The organism is Klebsiella sp. (genome assembly GCF_027492335.1).
In the GTDB taxonomy this organism is placed as follows: Bacteria; Pseudomonadota; Gammaproteobacteria; order Enterobacterales; family Enterobacteriaceae; genus Klebsiella; species Klebsiella huaxiensis.
Map to the genome: position 1 here is coordinate 75410 of NZ_JAPUEW010000018.1, position 16862 is coordinate 92271.

General features: G+C 49.0%; 18 protein-coding genes and 1 tRNA gene. 5 read left to right on the forward strand and 14 right to left on the reverse strand.

From position 1 onward, the window contains the following. Positions 1 to 12: 12 nt before the first annotated feature. A complete protein-coding gene (locus QVF11_RS07645; protein ID WP_287856060.1) occupies positions 13 to 969 on the forward strand; it encodes a retron St85 family RNA-directed DNA polymerase in 957 nt (318 codons plus the stop codon). A 35-nt stretch (positions 970 to 1004) separates the two neighbouring features. Here QVF11_RS07645 and QVF11_RS07650 read toward each other — a convergent pair whose 3' ends face one another. The 9 genes from QVF11_RS07650 to proB form a co-directional block, all read right to left on the reverse strand. Further along, positions 1005 to 1775 carry a hypothetical protein gene (locus tag QVF11_RS07650; protein WP_462660357.1) on the reverse strand — a complete coding sequence of 257 codons (771 nt, stop codon included), beginning with the start codon at positions 1773 to 1775 and terminating at the stop codon, positions 1005 to 1007. A gap of 746 nt (positions 1776 to 2521) precedes the next feature. Further along, positions 2522 to 2761, reverse strand: a complete 240-nt coding sequence (locus QVF11_RS07655) for an H-NS family histone-like protein (RefSeq protein ID WP_287856062.1) — start codon at positions 2759 to 2761, stop codon at positions 2522 to 2524. A 68-nt stretch (positions 2762 to 2829) separates the two neighbouring features. Further along, on the reverse strand, positions 2830 to 3132 hold the full coding sequence (locus tag QVF11_RS07660) for a hypothetical protein (protein WP_287856064.1): 303 nt from the start codon (positions 3130 to 3132) through the stop codon (positions 2830 to 2832). Positions 3133 to 3204: 72 nt separating this feature from the next. After that, complete coding sequence (locus QVF11_RS07665) at positions 3205 to 3489, reverse strand: hypothetical protein (RefSeq protein WP_199379296.1); 285 nt, start codon at positions 3487 to 3489, stop codon at positions 3205 to 3207. Positions 3490 to 3638: 149 nt separating this feature from the next. Next, on the reverse strand, positions 3639 to 3839 hold the full coding sequence (locus QVF11_RS07670; protein WP_049594956.1) for a helix-turn-helix transcriptional regulator: 201 nt from the start codon (positions 3837 to 3839) through the stop codon (positions 3639 to 3641). Positions 3840 to 4165: 326 nt separating this feature from the next. Further along, positions 4166 to 5380, reverse strand: coding sequence for a tyrosine-type recombinase/integrase (locus tag QVF11_RS07675; RefSeq protein WP_287856071.1), 1215 nt, complete (start codon positions 5378 to 5380; stop codon positions 4166 to 4168). Between the two features lie 175 nt (positions 5381 to 5555). Further along, a tRNA-Thr gene (locus tag QVF11_RS07680) sits at positions 5556 to 5631 on the reverse strand. A gap of 112 nt (positions 5632 to 5743) precedes the next feature. Beyond that, positions 5744 to 6997, reverse strand: coding sequence for a glutamate-5-semialdehyde dehydrogenase (proA, locus tag QVF11_RS07685; RefSeq protein WP_142466065.1), 1254 nt, complete (start codon positions 6995 to 6997; stop codon positions 5744 to 5746). Between the two features lie 10 nt (positions 6998 to 7007). Beyond that, on the reverse strand, positions 7008 to 8111 hold the full coding sequence (proB, locus tag QVF11_RS07690) for a glutamate 5-kinase (protein WP_112214031.1): 1104 nt from the start codon (positions 8109 to 8111) through the stop codon (positions 7008 to 7010). Positions 8112 to 8401: 290 nt separating this feature from the next. Between proB and phoE the strand changes: the two genes are divergently transcribed. After that, complete coding sequence (gene phoE, locus QVF11_RS07695; protein WP_112214032.1) at positions 8402 to 9457, forward strand: phosphoporin PhoE; 1056 nt, start codon at positions 8402 to 8404, stop codon at positions 9455 to 9457. Positions 9458 to 9519: 62 nt separating this feature from the next. Here the strand turns inward: phoE and QVF11_RS07700 are convergent, their stop codons facing one another. After that, positions 9520 to 10080, reverse strand: coding sequence for a C40 family peptidase (locus QVF11_RS07700; RefSeq protein ID WP_112214033.1), 561 nt, complete (start codon positions 10078 to 10080; stop codon positions 9520 to 9522). Positions 10081 to 10381: 301 nt separating this feature from the next. After that, the gene (locus QVF11_RS07705) at positions 10382 to 11164 is read right to left on the reverse strand and encodes an AraC family transcriptional regulator (protein ID WP_112214034.1); all 783 of its coding nucleotides are present in this window, start codon (positions 11162 to 11164) and stop codon (positions 10382 to 10384) included. Between the two features lie 101 nt (positions 11165 to 11265). On the opposite strand from QVF11_RS07705, the gene QVF11_RS07710 reads away from it, so the two are divergent. The 3 genes from QVF11_RS07710 (at position 11266) to QVF11_RS07720 (ending at position 13987) form a co-directional block, all read left to right on the forward strand. Further along, a complete protein-coding gene (locus tag QVF11_RS07710; protein ID WP_142515316.1) occupies positions 11266 to 12075 on the forward strand; it encodes a sulfite exporter TauE/SafE family protein in 810 nt (269 codons plus the stop codon). A 280-nt stretch (positions 12076 to 12355) separates the two neighbouring features. After that, positions 12356 to 13225, forward strand: coding sequence for a DMT family transporter (locus QVF11_RS07715; RefSeq protein WP_287856078.1), 870 nt, complete (start codon positions 12356 to 12358; stop codon positions 13223 to 13225). A gap of 99 nt (positions 13226 to 13324) precedes the next feature. Continuing rightward, positions 13325 to 13987, forward strand: a complete 663-nt coding sequence (locus tag QVF11_RS07720) for an HAD family hydrolase (protein WP_112214037.1) — start codon at positions 13325 to 13327, stop codon at positions 13985 to 13987. A gap of 109 nt (positions 13988 to 14096) precedes the next feature. On the opposite strand, the gene phnE (QVF11_RS07725) is transcribed toward QVF11_RS07720, so the two are convergent. From phnE (QVF11_RS07725) to phnD, 3 genes are all read right to left on the reverse strand, one after another. Beyond that, positions 14097 to 14978, reverse strand: coding sequence for a phosphonate ABC transporter, permease protein PhnE (gene phnE / locus QVF11_RS07725; protein ID WP_287856080.1), 882 nt, complete (start codon positions 14976 to 14978; stop codon positions 14097 to 14099). Then, positions 14975 to 15847, reverse strand: a complete 873-nt coding sequence (gene phnE, locus QVF11_RS07730; protein WP_139541219.1) for a phosphonate ABC transporter, permease protein PhnE — start codon at positions 15845 to 15847, stop codon at positions 14975 to 14977. Before phnE (QVF11_RS07730) ends, phnE (QVF11_RS07725) begins: the two co-directional genes overlap by 4 nt. A 68-nt stretch (positions 15848 to 15915) precedes the next feature. Next, the gene (gene phnD, locus QVF11_RS07735) at positions 15916 to 16857 is read right to left on the reverse strand and encodes a phosphonate ABC transporter substrate-binding protein (protein ID WP_287856083.1); all 942 of its coding nucleotides are present in this window, start codon (positions 16855 to 16857) and stop codon (positions 15916 to 15918) included. Positions 16858 to 16862: the final 5 nt, after the last annotated feature.

Here is a 16862-nt window from a genome sequence, read left to right on the forward strand (position 1 = left end):
CAGGAGGAAGAAATGAGTTACATAGATGAGTTGTCTAAAACATTAAATTGTACCCCTAAGACCATAATTTCTGGCTATATTAAAGCGCCAAAAAAATACAAAGTTTTCTTTATAAAGAAAAAAAATGGTAAAGGCTTAAGGGAAATAGCACAACCATCGCCTGATGTTAAAAAGGTTCAACGTGCAATAGTAAATTCCTTACTTTCATTATTACCAGTGCATGAATGTGCCACTGCTTATATCGAAGAAAAATCAATTTTTGACAATGCGGAACCGCATAAAAAAAACGAATACATCCTTAAGATGGATTTTGAGAATTTCTTTTATTCTATTAAACCACAAGACCTTAATTATTTTATTTCAAAAAATGATATAAAACTTAACCAGTTTGAATATGAAGTTATTAGTCATTATCTTTTCCGAAGAAAAAAGGGAGAAAAAAAACTACGATTATGCATTGGTGCTCCTTCATCACCCATGATATCAAATATTGTCATGTATGATTTCGATGAAAAATTGTTCAACCACTGTAAGGAAAATGATGTTATTTATACGCGATATGCAGATGATTTATCTTTTTCATCTGACAGTTTTGATAAACTTAATGATGTAAGGAATTTTGTTATTAATTTAGTGTCTATTCAAAAAAAACCAGAGCTAATAATCAACACAAGTAAAACAAAGTTCATAGGTAAAGGAAGGTCTCGTCGCATAACAGGTGTTGTTATTTCGAATACTGGTGATCTAGGAGTAGGAAGGTTTTTACGAAAAAAAATAAGAGCATTATTTTATTTATATTCAAATAATAAAATCAATCATAAAGACATACCTTATCTATTGGGTATGCTGTCTCATATTAAAAGCATCGAACCAGATTATTATTACAGTTTGATAAAAATTAATGGCGAAGACAAACTAAAACAACTTGGTAAAGATTCCTTTTCTGTTTTACAAAAAAACAATGACTGATTATCTTTTAGTTAATTCTGGTCACTCGCCTTACCTTAGATGTTATCCCAATCTAATGGTTCTTCTGGTGGCACTAAGCTTATGTTTTCATAAGAGGTGCTTACTTTTATACTTTCGCACTTTGCGAATCCCTGCGACTTTTTAGCTTGTAATCTGGCGATTAATACATCGATATCTTCTTTGTTGTTTACATTTTCAATGACTGACTCAATAGACTTACGCTTATCCTCATTTTTAGTATAGTCTCCTCCGCTATCAATAATGCTTTCAACCTGTTCAATGCCAATTTCCTCTTTCTTTTTTCTGATCTCTGAAACAAAGCGAGCACGATCACCGTTGAAAACAATTGCAGGATTTATGAAATACCAGTTCTTTTCATTAGTTTTAGCAATAATGCGTTTCTCGATGAGTTCCTTTATCCCACGGTAAAAGATAGATTCAGATAAGACAAAATGATCTATCTTTTCCGCTAAAGACATTGCCTTTTTACAGCTCAGGTAGAAATGATCTTTACCTATCGCATCTTGATAAATACGTAAAAAAATAAAAAATACTTTGTATGCTGTTTTCGTGAGATCAAAGTAGGCTTTTATTTGTGATGTATAGAGCTTGATGAACTCTTCTTTATCAACCTCTTGTGTATGCACAATATTAGCAAAGTAGCTTCGACTGGCATCTTTTCTTTCGATAAGTTCAGTTCCCCTTGAAACAGTCAGATTTTTCTTTCTTGTCTCAATATTTAGTTCTGTTTCAAAGCAAAAAGGATTTAAGCCTAACTCCAAGTCAACTTCCATTTTTTTAATCATATTATCACCTCTTATTATTTTATTTATATTAAAGTAAATACCATGCACGAAATAGATATCAAGTTTTTTGCATGTTTTTTTGCAAAAATATTTTATAAATCGCAAGTTTTCCAGTGACGATGATTTAAATCACTGTCATTTTTTAGCGTAAAAATGATATAAGAACTGACTACAGAGTCAGGAAAACTTACTGTGCAGTCTGTGATGCTGACCATAGAGTCAGTAATACTAACCGTATAGTCAGCCGTTGTTTTCCACCACAAGCCTTATTCCCCAAGGGATACAGGCCGTTTTTGTCTTAAATTAATTTTGCAAGAAGTAAGAGATAATACTTAAGAGGATTAAAAGAAACCGGGCGATTTTTATGATCGCCATACAGGGTTTCTAATAATTTATTGCTAATTATTCCTTTCTATTTAACTAAAATTTTTTTTTTGAAAATCCCCACCATCTATGAGCTAACGCTCATGTGCTGACGCACGGCTACGCCCTAATGCTGATATACAAATATTTTTCCTATTGGATCAAAACCATTTATCAAAGCAGCACTTGGTGATTGTCGCCAACAATCACTTTGCTGGACAGGGCTTGCCCCTATTAATGATGGATTTATTCATTAATGATCGTGGCGATAGCCGCTAATAACAAAATGTAAAATTTAAATATTAATAGCCACCAAACTTCCGCAAACACCAACTTTACTAATTTTTCGATAGAACTTAATGAGTATATTTCTTGTAGACTGGCTACTGCCAGTTACATAGTTCCTGTGGTGAAATACCATCTCGCGCCATCAACTTGAGGAGCCTCTTCATCCTCAGCTTACGCACCTTCTTTTCACCAATCTCCTGATAATACTCCTCACGCCGCTCCTCTACCACTTTTCGGAACTTCTTCAAAAGCTGATTCAGTGTTTTGATATCAGTAGTAGCGGCTTCAGCTTGGATTTTTTTATACATAAACATAACATGGAACTCATCAATCATCAGTTTTCTCCTATTGTCATAAGTGTTTTTATCTGCCCCTTACGGGGCGAATATATCTTCAAAGGAAACTATAAAGATTTATGAACAAATAAATACGAATGCCTTACTAACAGATTAGCGATAACCTTAAGATCAACCTCGTCAATATTCACATTATTTCCTTCTCTCTGTGTTAAACTCTCAAAGTTATTTTTAATATGCATTATCACGCACATGATAGTTGCACTCTTAAAATCATGATCACTAATATACTCTCTTATATCTCCATCGTGATCATTTTGTAAACTGATCCAACTTGCCTCAAACGATCTTTTAGCAAGATCAAGAAACAGTTTTGTAGATTTGTTTTTAACTTTATTATTTTTAGACATAATTAACCCTCATTTTTATATGGTTATTTAATATTTGGTTTATTTTCAGCCCCAAGAAGGGGCCAAATAGATTTACATATAGGCTAACACTAATGCTTTGGTATGCAGCGTCATTACCTCCATTCTCACCCCTTCGAAATCGATAAGATAGAGTTTATTTTTTGCCACACCCTTTTTAGCTCGTTCGATTACTTGGTCATAGACTGTTTCCATATGATGATTATCAGTAAGTAAGTTAAATGCCTCTTTGGGCCCTTTTTTGACTATATCCCAATAGATACGGTAATACTCTTTCATTGCTGATAGTAGAAACATCTCAGTAGCGATCCTATCAAAACCATTATTTTTCTTATTCATTTATTTTTCCTTTTCTTTGTTTATAGTGTAAAATACCCTGCATTATTAATGCATAAAATATTTTAGTTTTTATTTTATAATATTGTAAAAAACACAGCGTTTAACGTTTTACATAAAACCTCCTCATCGTATTAATAGTGTATTGTTCATTAATCAGCGTGTTTACGTGAAAACTGAATAATGTTTTCAATCCATTCATCTATTTCACTTTCAACAAAAGCTCTGGCTCTTATGCCAATCTTTATCGGTTCCGGGAATACGCCCCTGCTAATAAGTCGATAAATCCAAGCTTTGCTATATCCTGTTTTATTCATCACTTCCGGCAGGCGAATAAGTCTTCTTGTTGTCATATATTTCTCCGTTGTTGTTTTGATGAATGTAGTATCTGCAGATCGCTTATGACGTTCAAGCCTCGGAAAATCAGAATTGAACCTGAATTGAGTGTTTTTCATACAAAAACAGATGAAATGGCGGGAGAGCTGTCACTGGGCGGGGTGTAGAGCGATTTAGCAATAAGTGCTATTTATTTTCCTGTTTTAAGGTATTTTATAATTTTCATATTAATCAATTGGTTAATCGATATCAGTTTAAATTCTGACTTAATTCTTATCTGCTTTAGTCAAGAAAAAGGGCTATGCCCGTTAAGACATAGCCCTTCTTTCATCAGCAGTTATCCTTACCCACGCCGATTAAACACTCCCTGCACCACATTACTTCCGTTCTCAAGGCTTACCATGTAGTCGGCATACCATTGCAGCATCTCACGTCTGCCATCAAGATATTGCGCATGGTTGTAGGTGCCACGGATAGCATTCTTATCAACATGCGCCAGTTGGGTTTCAATCCATGCAGTATTGTAGCCCTGTTCATGAAGAACGGTGCTCATGGTATGACGGAAGGCATGACCCGTAACCCGGCCTGTATAGCCAATTCGCTTAAATATCTGATTGATACTGGCTTCGCTCATGGTCTTACTTGGGTCATTGCGTCCCGGAAACAGTAAAGGAAATTGCCCCGTCATTGCTCTGATCTGTTCGATAATGGCTAACGCTTGGGTAGATAGCGGGATGATATGAGGGCGGCGCATTTTCATGCGTTCAGCAGAAATTTCCCATAGCGCTTTCTTGGTATCGATTTCAGACCATAACGCACCGCGCAATTCACCTGTTCTCAGGCCAGTAATGATCAGCAATCTCGCTGCCAACACCATCAATTCACTGCCAGAATAGCCAGCAAGGGCTTTAAAGAAAGCAGGAAGCTCTTCAGTGGTGAGGAACGGGTAATGTGTAGACTCATGCCCTTGCATGGCACTGGTGAGATCTGGCGCGGGATTATACTCGGCTCTGCCTGTCACGATGGCATAGCGAAACACTTCGCCGCAGCGTTGACGCACTTTCTTGGCTTTCTCGGTCGCGCCTCGGTCTTCCATCTTTTTCAGCACGTTTAGCAATTCCAGCGGCTTAATGTCTGCAACAGGCCGTTGACCAATGAATGGGAAAACGTCTTTGTTAAAAGCTTCAAGAATGTCAGAGGCATATCCCGCAGACCATTTCTTCACTTTCATGCTGTGCCATTCGAGTGCAATTTGCTGAAAGGTGTTTTTGACCTGCGCTTCACGCTCAACTTTTTGTTCTTTTTTCACCTCTAAAGGATCGATACCCCCAGCGATACCCTTTCGAGCTTCATCACGTTTCGCTCTGGCATCAGCCAAGGACACATCGGGATATACCCCCAGCGCCAATAACTTTTCCTTTCCATCGATACGATACTTTAAACGCCAGTAGCGTGACCCGTTGGTTTTAACCAATAAGTAAAGGCCACCGCCATCAGCCATCTTGTAGGGTTTCTCTTTGGGCTTGGCAGTCTCGACCTGTCTGGCATTGAGCTTCATATGGGGGTATCTCCTTTAGACCGAACAGCGAATACCCCCATTGATACCCCCAACTCACCGTAGATTTTTGTGAACGTAAGTAGACGAGCAGAGACAATAAGGGCAGTGAAACCGCGTATTATAAGGGTTTAAAGGGTGTTTGAGTAGACTTGGGGAGACGTTAAAATAGGTAGGATGGTGCCGATAATAGGAGTCGAACCTACGACCTTCGCATTACGAATGCGCTGCTCTACCAACTGAGCTATATCGGCCCTGCAAGAGGTGCTTACGAGCGTAAACACGGGTTAGAAGGTTAAAACTAAGTGGGTGATGCGTCAATGCCCTTGCGAATCAAACGGCTACTTTTGCATCACCCTTTCATCTTTAAGCACGAATGGTATCGTCGCCGAAACCAATCCACTTATAGGTCGTCAGCGCTTCCAGGCCCATCGGGCCGCGCGCGTGCAGCTTCTGCGTGCTGACCGCCACTTCCGCGCCGAGGCCAAACTGGCCGCCGTCGGTAAAGCGGGTAGAGGCGTTGACGTACACCGCAGAGGAGTCCACTTCGTTGATAAAGCGGTTCGCATTGCCCAGCGTGCGCGTCAGGATGGCGTCCGAATGCTGGGTGCCGTGCTCGCGAATATGGGCCACGGCCTCGTCCTGGTCGGCAACCACCTTCACGTTCAGATCCAGCGACAGGTATTCATTGTCATACTGCTCTGCTTTCACCGGAACTACGCTTGCCGGACCGTTTTGCAGCGCGGGCAGGGAGGTCGCATCGGCGTGCAGGCTGACGCCGCTTTCCGCCATTTGCTTGCTCAGCGCGGGCAGAAAGCGCTGAGCGATATCCTGATGAACCAGCAGCGTTTCGACAGAGTTACAGGCGCTCGGGCGCTGAACCTTAGCGTTGACAATAACTTTCAGCGCTTCGGCAACGTCGGCCGAGTGGTCGATATAGATATGACACACGCCAATCCCGCCGGTGATCACCGGGATCGTCGACTGCTCGCGGCATAGCTTATGCAGACCTGCGCCGCCGCGCGGGATCAGCATATCGATATACTTATCCATCTTCAGCATCTCGCCCACCAGCGCGCGATCCGGGCTCTCAATCGCCTGGACAGTGGCTGCCGGTAAGCCGCACTCTTGCAGCGCCTGCTGAATCACCTTCACCGTGGCGGCGTTGGTGCGCCAGGTCTCTTTGCCGCCGCGCAGGATCGCCGCGTTACCGGTTTTCAGGCATAAAGAGGCAACATCGACGGTGACGTTTGGACGCGCTTCGTAAATCACGCCGACCACGCCTAGCGGCACGCGGCGGCGCTCAATGCGCAGGCCACTATCGAGCAGGCCGCCATCGATCACCTGACCGACAGGATCGGCCAGATTGCAAACCTGGCGAACGTCGTTGGCAATTCCGCTCAGGCGCGCAGGGTTGAGCGCCAGGCGATCAAGCAGAGCCTCGCTTAAACCGTTGGCGCGTGCTTCCGTCAGGTCCTCAGCGTTAGCACGCAGAATCTCTTCAGTCTGCGCTTCAAGATAGTCGGCAATCTTTTCCAGCACCTGGTTCTTTTCGCGGCTGGAAAGCTGCGCGAGTTTGTACGAGGCCGCTTTGGCAGCAATGCCCATTTGTTCCAGCATTTTCAGCTCCTTAACGGATAATCATGTCGTCACGGTGGACGGCGACCGGGCCATATTCATAGCCCAGAATGGCATCAATTTGCTGCGAGTGGTGCCCGGCGATACGGCGCAGGGCATCGCTGTTATAGCGGCTGACGCCGTGGGCGATATCGCGGCCTTCAAGGCTACGAATGCGGATCACTTCACCGCGTGAGAAGTTGCCGGTGATGGTTTTAATCCCTTTCGGCAGCAGAGAACTGCCGCGTTCGAGAATCGCCTGGGTCGCCCCGGCGTCAACGGTAATTTCACCCGCCGGCGGTGCGCCGAAAATCCAGCGCTTGCGGTTTTCCAGCGGCGACTCCTGCGCGTGGAAGCGGGTTCCTACAGAGACGCCTTCCATCACATCGGCAATGACGCCTGGACGACTACCGGCAGCAATAATGGTGTCGATACCCGCGCGGCAGGCGACATCGGCGGCCTGCAATTTGGTACCCATCCCGCCGGTACCCAAACCAGACACGCTATCGCCCGCCACGGCGCGCAGGGCGTCATCAATACCGTAAACGTCTTTAATCAGCTCGGCCTGCGGGTTGTTACGCGGGTCGGCGGTAAACAGGCCCTGCTGGTCGGTCAGCAGCAGCAGTTTGTCGGCACCTGCGAGAATAGCCGCCAGTGCCGAAAGATTATCGTTATCGCCGACTTTGATTTCAGCGGTTGCCACGGCGTCATTTTCATTAATGACCGGCACGATGTTGTTATCCAGCAGCGCGCGCAGGGTATCGCGGGCGTTAAGGAAACGCTCGCGGTCTTCCATATCGGCGCGGGTCAACAGCATCTGACCAATGTGAATGCCGTAAATAGAAAACAGCTGTTCCCATAGTTGGATAAGACGGCTTTGACCGACTGCCGCCAGCAGCTGTTTGGAGGCGATGGTCGCGGGCAGTTCCGGGTAACCGAGGTGCTCACGTCCGGCGGCGATCGCCCCGGAGGTCACTATCACAATTCGATGGCCCATCGCGTGCAGCTGTGCGCACTGGCGCACTAATTCAACGATATGGGCGCGGTTCAGGCGGCGGGATCCGCCCGTTAAAACACTGGTGCCCAGTTTTACCACCAGCGTCTGGCTATCACTCATGATTCTCTGCCGTTCAAAAAGGAGTTTCGATATCGAATTGATGTTGTAACAGGAGTCAGCCCGCTTGCCAACACCTGGCGTCATGGACAAGCCACTTCATTGCGCGGATCGGGCATTCTGGCGGGGAAGTGTGACATATTCATGACGGAAATAATTAAATACCCTTTTTTATAAAAAGTTCCATGTTGTCATAAATTTTTAATATTAGAGCGTTAAAAAACCTGCAGTTTTTGACGGGGCTTCCGCCCGGAATTGATTAGCGCGTATAAATAAATCACCAGGACTGAATAATGAAAAAGAGCTCACTGGCATTAATGATGATGGGTCTTATCGCTTCTTCGGCTACACAGGCAGCAGAAGTTTATAATAAAAACGGTAATAAACTGGACGTTTACGGCAAAGTCAGAGCGATGCACTATCTGAGCGACTATGACAGCAAAGATGGCGACCAGACTTACGTTCGTTTCGGTATCAAAGGCGAAACGCAGATTAACGACGAACTGACCGGCTACGGTCGTTGGGAATCTGAGTTCTCCGGTAACAAAACCGAAAGCGACTCTTCTCAGAAAACGCGTCTGGCATTCGCTGGCGTGAAATTAAAGAACTACGGTTCATTCGACTACGGTCGTAACCTCGGCGCACTGTACGACGTTGAAGCCTGGACCGATATGTTCCCGGAATTCGGCGGCGACTCTTCCGCGCAGACCGATAACTTTATGACCAAGCGCTCCAGCGGTCTGGCAACTTATCGCAATACTGACTTCTTCGGCGTGGTGGATGGCCTGGACCTGACCCTGCAATATCAGGGTAAAAACGAAGGCGATCGCGATGCCAAAAAACAGAACGGCGACGGTTTCGGTACCGCGTTAAGCTATGACTTCGGCGGCAGCGATTTCGCCATCAGCGCAGCGTATACCAGCTCTGACCGTACCGATGCCCAGAACCTGCTGGCTCGCGGCGTTGGTAAAAAAGCGGAAGCCTGGGCAACCGGCCTGAAATATGATGCCAACAATATCTACCTGGCGACCATGTATTCAGAAACCCGCAAAATGACGCCAATCAGCGGTGGCTTTGCGACCAAAGCACAGAACTTTGAGGCCGTGGCTCAGTACCAGTTCGATTTCGGTCTGCGTCCGTCCCTGGGTTACGTGCTGTCAAAAGGCAAGGATATCGAGGGCGTGGGTAGCGAAGATCTGGTCAACTACATTGATGTTGGCGTGACTTATTACTTCAACAAAAACATGAACGCCTTTGTTGACTACAAAATCAACCAGCTGAAGAGCGATAACAAACTCGGCATCAACGATGACGATATCGTCGCTGTCGGTATGACCTACCAGTTCTAATAAATTCACTGGTAAGAGACAACAAAGCCGCCATGGTGACAGGGCGGCTTTGTTATTTATGATTAACGATTTTTGGCCAGATGCAGATTATCGTTATTCATTGTTATCTGGGCGTTATATTCCTTCGGCAGGCGGCGCGCCTGGTAGAATACCGATTGCCAGTACGGATTATCCAGCGAGGATCGCATGACCCCCTGGCTGGTAGAGGCATGAAGGAAATTACGATCGGTATCGTAGAAGCCGACGTGCATCCCGCCTTTAATACGGAAGAAAACTAAATCTCCCGGCCTTAGCTGCTGCGGGCTCACGCGTTCTCCCATATGCAGCAATTCACGAGTGGTGATGCGCTCCATCGGCAGGTTGAAGCGATCTTTCAGCGTTCGCCAGACAAACCCGGAGCAGTCGACACCACTTTGCTCAGTCCCGCCCCACTCGTAGGGCGTTCCTTCCCAGGTATGCATCTGATCGTGCAGAGCGGCGATCACCGGGATCAGATCGTCAGAGCCACCGTCGATTGTCGAATGACTACTCTGAGCGGTTTTATGCGGTTTCGATGAGGATGAACATCCTGCCAAAATCAAAAAAGGAACGAATAATAGCGCGTGAGAAAGTTTAGGCTTCATATCATTGTTTTTCGTCACTGGAGAACGGGCCGTGGTCTTTTATAGCCGATTCGCTACAGCGTCAGAATGACCAAACGCAAAATTTACGAAAACTTACGTAAAGAATATATGTCAGATCGCGAAGTTAAAACCAAAGGGCGCTATTTATGCCAGAGTTTCGTCATTCCGTATTAATAATTTATCGCTTCCTGAAACAATATTTCATGGATAAATGCTTTGGTTCAGGTATCCGATGCATGGATAAATCTTCATCATCCTGACATTACACCGCCTTCCTGAACAAACGGGAAGGGGGGTTGGCCTACGTCGGTCCGCCGTTCATCTGGCGGATAAAGGCCATCGGTGAACAGCCCATTGCTTTACGGAACATGGCGGTAAAGGCGGCCGGATACTCATAGCCCAGACTTAGCGCGACTTCGGTAATCGAATGCCCTTCACGTAGTGCCGTCATGGCGTACATCAGGCACGCCTGCTGGCGCCAGTCGCAGAACGCCATCCCGGTCTCCCGGCGAAAAATACGATTAAAAGTACGCACGCTTTTACTCATTTTTTGCGCCCATTGCTGCGGCGTACTGCGGATAGTCGGCTGGCGCTGAAAATCGTCGCACAGCGCAGCGAGGAGCCTGTTCTGCGGCAGTGGCGTAAACATCGGCAACGGCGTGGCAGTGCGCAGTTCGTGGAGCAGCAGTTCAATCAACGCGGCATCGCGCCCGCTCTCTTCATAGAGCAGCGGCAGCTGGCAGGCGGCCAGCAGAAGTTGATGTGTCAACGGGGAGACCTGTAAAACTTCACAGCGCTCGCTTTTACGCGGGGCGGCTTGCGCATCAATATACAGGCTGTGGGTGCTGACGCCCGGCATCCAGACGCGATGCGGTTTCGTCGCCGGGATCCATACTCCGCTGAACGGTGGAACCAGCCACTGGCCGTCATCCGTTTCTACCTTCATTAACCCGTTCATAGCGTACAGAAACTGCGTCCGCCGATGGCTATGACGTTCCAGGAGAGTATTGGGCGGATAGTCGCTACCCAACGCCAGCACCCGGCGAGGAAGATGATCGACGTCATTGATTGCTACATTGCGCATAAGAATTAGTCCTGGCTGAAATTCGTAATAAATTGGCTTTAAAGCGTAAGCCAGCCATCTCGTTATTCTATATTGTTATCTCCTTTTCTGGAGGAGTTTGCATGAGCTACTGGCTTTTTCTTTGCGGCATGCTTTCTGGTGTAACAACCTGGCTTTTTGGCTTTGGTGGCGGTTTCATTACCGTTCCGCTGCTTTATGTACTGGTGATGGGTGTGTGGGGCGTACAAAGTGAAGTAGGGCAGCAGGCTATGCAAATCGCCGTCGCCACCTCGGCGCTGGTGATGCTTTGCTCCGCGCTGCTGGCGACCTGGCGGCACGCCCGTACAGGTGCCCTCCGCTGGCGTCGCTTATGGGCAATGCTAGTCGGCATTGCCGCGGGTGGAATAGCCGGAGCGTTGCTGGCGCTTCAGGTTAATGGCGAATGGATCCGCTGGCTGTTCGTTATCTATCTGCTGGCGACTATTATCGATTGCTACTTTCGGGCCGGGTTTATGATACCCCCACCCGGTCAGACTGTACCTGCGGTACCGCATGAGCTGACTGTCGGTGGAATCATTGGCGTGATCGCTTCTTTTCTGGGCGTGGGGGGAAGCGTGATGACGGTTCCTCTGATGCGCCGCCGTGGTGTGCCGATGGCTGAGGCGGCGGCGATGGCAAACGTGTTGACGCTACCGCTGGCGGTAACGGCGACGTTGACCTGGCTGTTGATGGCTTGGGCGTCGCCAGCGTCATTACCTGATGGGTTTATCGGCAATATCTGGCTTTCAGCGGCGGTGCAACTGGTGGCTGGAAGCTGGTTGGGGTTAAAAATAGCGGCCCGCTGGCTGGCGCATTTGCCGGATTGTTGGCATGTGCGGATTTATCCGCTGCTACTCATTGGCGTACTGTTGGTCATGAGCGTATGGGGCTAACGGGTTGGCTTGTAAACGTTTCGTTAACCATGCTAATGTTTATGCATTCTTACTCACAGGGGCTTTCCGTGACGCATAATGCAATCTCAGGACATTTCATATCCTGCGCTGGTTTACCGGCGGGTCGCATTGCATCATCGCATCGTCGCCTGTTTTCCTGCACCTGTCCTCCGCCTCCACCTCCTGAAGTTGTTGTAATCGGAGTCTGATCTCCAAACTTTAGGGTATTCGTTGATAACGAGTGCCGATCAATACAGATTCAGGAATCTGGAGCATTTTCATGCATTCTCGATATTCTTTACTCGCCTCGCAGGCGACAACGGCGACCTTTGTCCTGCTGTGGGGCAGCGCTGCTATTTTTACCCGCTGGGGGCTGGACAACGCTTCGCCAATGGCGTTGCTGGTTTTTCGTTTTCTGATAGCCCTTGTGGCGCTGCTGCCGCTGGCTATCATGCGCAAACGCTGGCTACCGACGCGCGGTACGCGCCTGCAGGTGGCGACCACTGGCCTGATGCTGATTGGCGGCTATTCCGTCTGCTACTTTGAAGCGATGGCCAACGGCGTGACGCCGGGACTTATCGCTACCATTATGGGCATTCAGCCGATTCTTACCCTTTGCGTGGTTGAACGACGCCTGCAGGGTACGCGTTTGTTGGGTTTACTGGTGGCGCTGGCGGGATTGGTTCTGCTGGTATGGCGAAGCTTGTCGGCTTCGCAGATGGCGATAAGCGGCATTTTTTTCGCTCTTGCCGCGCTGCTGCTGATGACCTTTGGCGCCATTCTGCAAAAGCGCAGCCGCCAGGCGCCGGTTGACGTTCTGCCGCTGCAATATACGGTGAGCCTGCTGCTCTGCTTATTGATGACGCCGGTGAGCGGTTTTTATATCAATTTCAGTCTGGGCTTTATTATCCCGGTGCTGTTCCTTGGGCTGCTGATTTCGGTCGTGGCTCAGCTGCTGCTCTATCGGTTGCTGAGTGCTGGTAATATCGTCAATGTCACCAGCCTGTTTTATCTGGTGCCGGTGATTACCGCGCTGCTCGATTATCTGTTGCTGGGCAATCGTCTGCCCTGGGCGGCGGTCATCGGCATGGTCGCTATACTTGGCGGAATTATGCTGGTGTTTCGCGCGCCGAAAGTGAGCGCCGCGTAGCCAACAAAATGGCTCGGGCGCTTTGTCCGGGTCATTCTCCTGTCATTTTATTTACGCATGCTCTCGCGAGACTCTGTTGCTGATTAGGGAAAACAAACGATGGGCAAAACGCTGACGATTTTCGATCTGGATAACACGTTAATTAAGGGCGATAGCAGCACGGTGTGGAGCCGCTTTATGGTGCGCGAAGGCTGGGTGAACGATCCGGGCTATCTGGCGCGTGAAGCGATGCTGATGGACGATTACGATCGTGGTGAAATGAACATTGCCGATTACGTGGCCCTGATCCAGGCACCGCTGATTGGCGTATCAAAGCAGGAAGTGGACAGTCTGCTTGCGCGCTGTGTACGCGAAGAGATAGTGCCGCGCGTTTATCCACAGGCATGGGATCTGATTCGTACTCTACAGGCTCGGGGCGAGCAGATGCTGGTTATCTCGGCGTCGGTTAGCCTGCTGGTGCAGGCCGTCGCGGCGGAGCTGGGCATCGAACAGGCGTTAGGGATTGACGTGGAGATGGCCGACGGTGGCTATACCGGGGTGATTGCCGGTACGCCGAGCTATCAGCAGGGGAAAGTGGTGCGCCTGGCGCAGTGGCGACAGGCTCATCCCGAATATTCGGGTGAGGTGACGTTCTATACCGATTCGATTAACGATCTGCCGCTGTGCCTGCATGCCGACCATGTGCGATTGGTCAATCCATGCCCGCAACTGGCCGCGGTGAATGCAGAGCATCAGTGGCCGGTGCTGGAGTGGCGGCTTTGAGTTTTCCCCCGGGTCGCGGCGTAAACGCCTTACCCGGGCTACTTTTCGTGCCGTTTGGTAGCCCGGACAGGCGCATTGCGCCGCCTCCGGGAACGTCGCGATATCAGAACTAATCGGCTTTAAACAGCGGCACCACGCTGCCGCCGATATAGCGGCGACGTAGCCAGGCGGAAAGCGTATCCATCGCCATGACTACAATGACCAGCAGCAGGGTAATAAACATCACCACGTCCCAGTTCCACAGGCGCATATTTTCCGCATAAATCAGACCGATCCCCCCTGCGCCAACAAAACCCAGCACCGCTGCTGAACGGGTGTTGGATTCAATCTGATACAGACTCAGCGCCAGAAACGTTGGGAAAGACTGGGTGAAAATGCTAAAGCGGTGCTTCTGCAAACCGTTGGCACCCACTGCCGTCAGCCCACGCCCCGGTGAGCGGTCAACCGCCTCGTGCCCTTCGGCGTACAGGCGACCCAGCAGCCCGGTATCCTGCATGATGATCGCTAATACCCCGGCCAGCGGCCCAAGTCCGACGGCGCGCACGAAAATCAGACCCCAGATTGCCATATCGATTCCGCGCAGGACATCAAACAACCGGCGCATTAGCAGGGCGATGGTTGCTGGAATAAAGCCGCGCATAATATTGCGCGCTGCGAGAAATGAAAGCAGCAGGGCGAGAACCGTCGCCGTAATAGTCCCGGCAAAAACGATCGCCAGGGTAATACCGATTTGGGTGAAATAATAGCCGAACGGCCAGTTGAAGAAGTCGCGCCAGACGAACATCCGCAGCAGGTAACGGCCTATTTGCTGCAGCCCGGTGGTGAGCTGCTCTCCGCTGATGCCGAACTGCATAAAGAACCAGACGTAATAGAGCACGCTGGCCAGCGCCAGCAGGCCGACATAGCGCAGGTAGCGTCCCTGGGCCTTGTACAAATTTTGATGTCGGTGACGGCTGGCGGTGATATCCGGTTGGTTTTGCCATTGACTCATTTTTTTCCCTCCAGAACCCACTGCCGCAGGCGGCCGGACAGCATATCCAGCAGCGACACTACAATAATGATCAGCAGCAGCGTGATGCTGACCTGATCGTAACGATCCAGTTTGATATTGGTCATCAGCTCCTGGCCAATGCCGCCCGCGCCCACCAGTCCAAGGATGGTTGAGGAGCGGAAGTTAATCTCCAGGCGCATAAAGCCGTAGGAGAGAAAAATCGGTTTTACCTGCGGCCACAGGGCAAAGCGAATGCGTTGCAGCCGCGAAGCGCCACAGGCGGCAAGACCGCGCACCGGTTTATCCTGCGCGCTCTCTACCGCTTCATAAAACAGTTTGGTCAGGCTGCCGATGGTGTGCAGCATTAATGCCAGAAAGCCGGGGATCGCGCCGATACCGAAGGCCATAACGAAAATCACCGCCCACGCCAGCTCCGGCATGGTGCGCAGAAAAGCCACCAGCACGCGAACGGCAAAGCGCAGCGGGGCAGGGGACCAGGCGTTATTGGCGGCAATAAACGCCAGCAGGGTGGCGATAACTACCGCAACCAGCGTGGACGCCAGAGCCAGCTGTAGCGTTTCCCAGATAAGCGGCAGCTGTATCGGCAGGCGGTAGCCCCAGTAGGCCAGCGAGCCTTTGGTATGCGAATCGGCAAACAGATCGGCGACATGCAGAGTCGGCAAGGTCTCAAACATGTAATCAAGAAAATTGGGCAGTGAGTGCCAGATAGTAAAGAGATTAAACTCGGCCATGCTGCCTGCGGCGAAATAGAGAACCAGCAGCAAAAGAGACCAGCTAAAGGTATCGCGCTTTTGCCGCGCACGAACCTGCTGATAATAGCGTTCAAATTCGGTATGGGTGTTATTCATGCGTCGCTGTGTCTTCAACGAGTCGCCGCCGCCCGCGATAGTTGCCGGGCGGCGGCGTCAGGGCGGGATTAACGCGCGCTAACCAGTTCGCGTTTCATATCGATGATCTGCTGGAAATCAGCCACGCTGCCCGGGCCGATATGCTGAGTACCGCCCATTGCTTTGATAAAGCAGGCGTGCTCCTCGGTATCCAGCTTTTTAATCGCGCTGACGACTTTAGCTTTAAAGTCCGCAGGCAGAGCGTTGCTGACCAGGATCGGGCCATTCGGGATCAACGGCGATTGCCAGATAATACGGATTTGTTTCATCAGGTCCGGGTGATCCATGCGAATCAGGCGATTGAAAGCACCGACGCTGTAACCGCTGTTGTAATCGCCCACCATCGAGGTCCAGGTCACCGCCCCGGCAAACTGACCGTTCAGCACGCCAAGAATGTCTTGCTCGTGGCCGCCGGAGAAGGTCACGCTGGAAAAGAAGTTATTATATTTATTATCCGAGGTGCCGCCGAACTGCTGTTTAAAGGCGTGGTTCGGAATTAAAAATCCGGAAGTGGAATCTGGATCGGCAAAACCAAACGTTTTACCTTTCAGGTCTTCTAACTTTTTATATGGGCTATCGGCTTTAACTACCACCACCGAGTGGTAGCCGCGGGATTGATCTTTATCATCAACGGCGATACCGACAATATCGACGGCTTTTGGATTGTTAATATAAACCGAAGCGTAAGATGACGGTGACATACTTAATACCACGTCAACTTTTCCGCCCAGCAGACCCTGGATAACGCCAGAGTAGTCGGAAGAGTTGCGTAATTTGGTATCTACGTTCAGCTCTTTATCGAGAAACTGTTTAACGCACTGGTTATCACCAATTTGCTGCGTTGCGTTCTGACCGCCAAGGATACCCAGATTTAATTCCTTCGGTTGTTCAGCAGCGCTTGCCTGCCACGCCATCATAATGCCTGCAACCGCTGCGGATAAACGAACTGCGCCAGTGATGTACTTTTTCATTATTT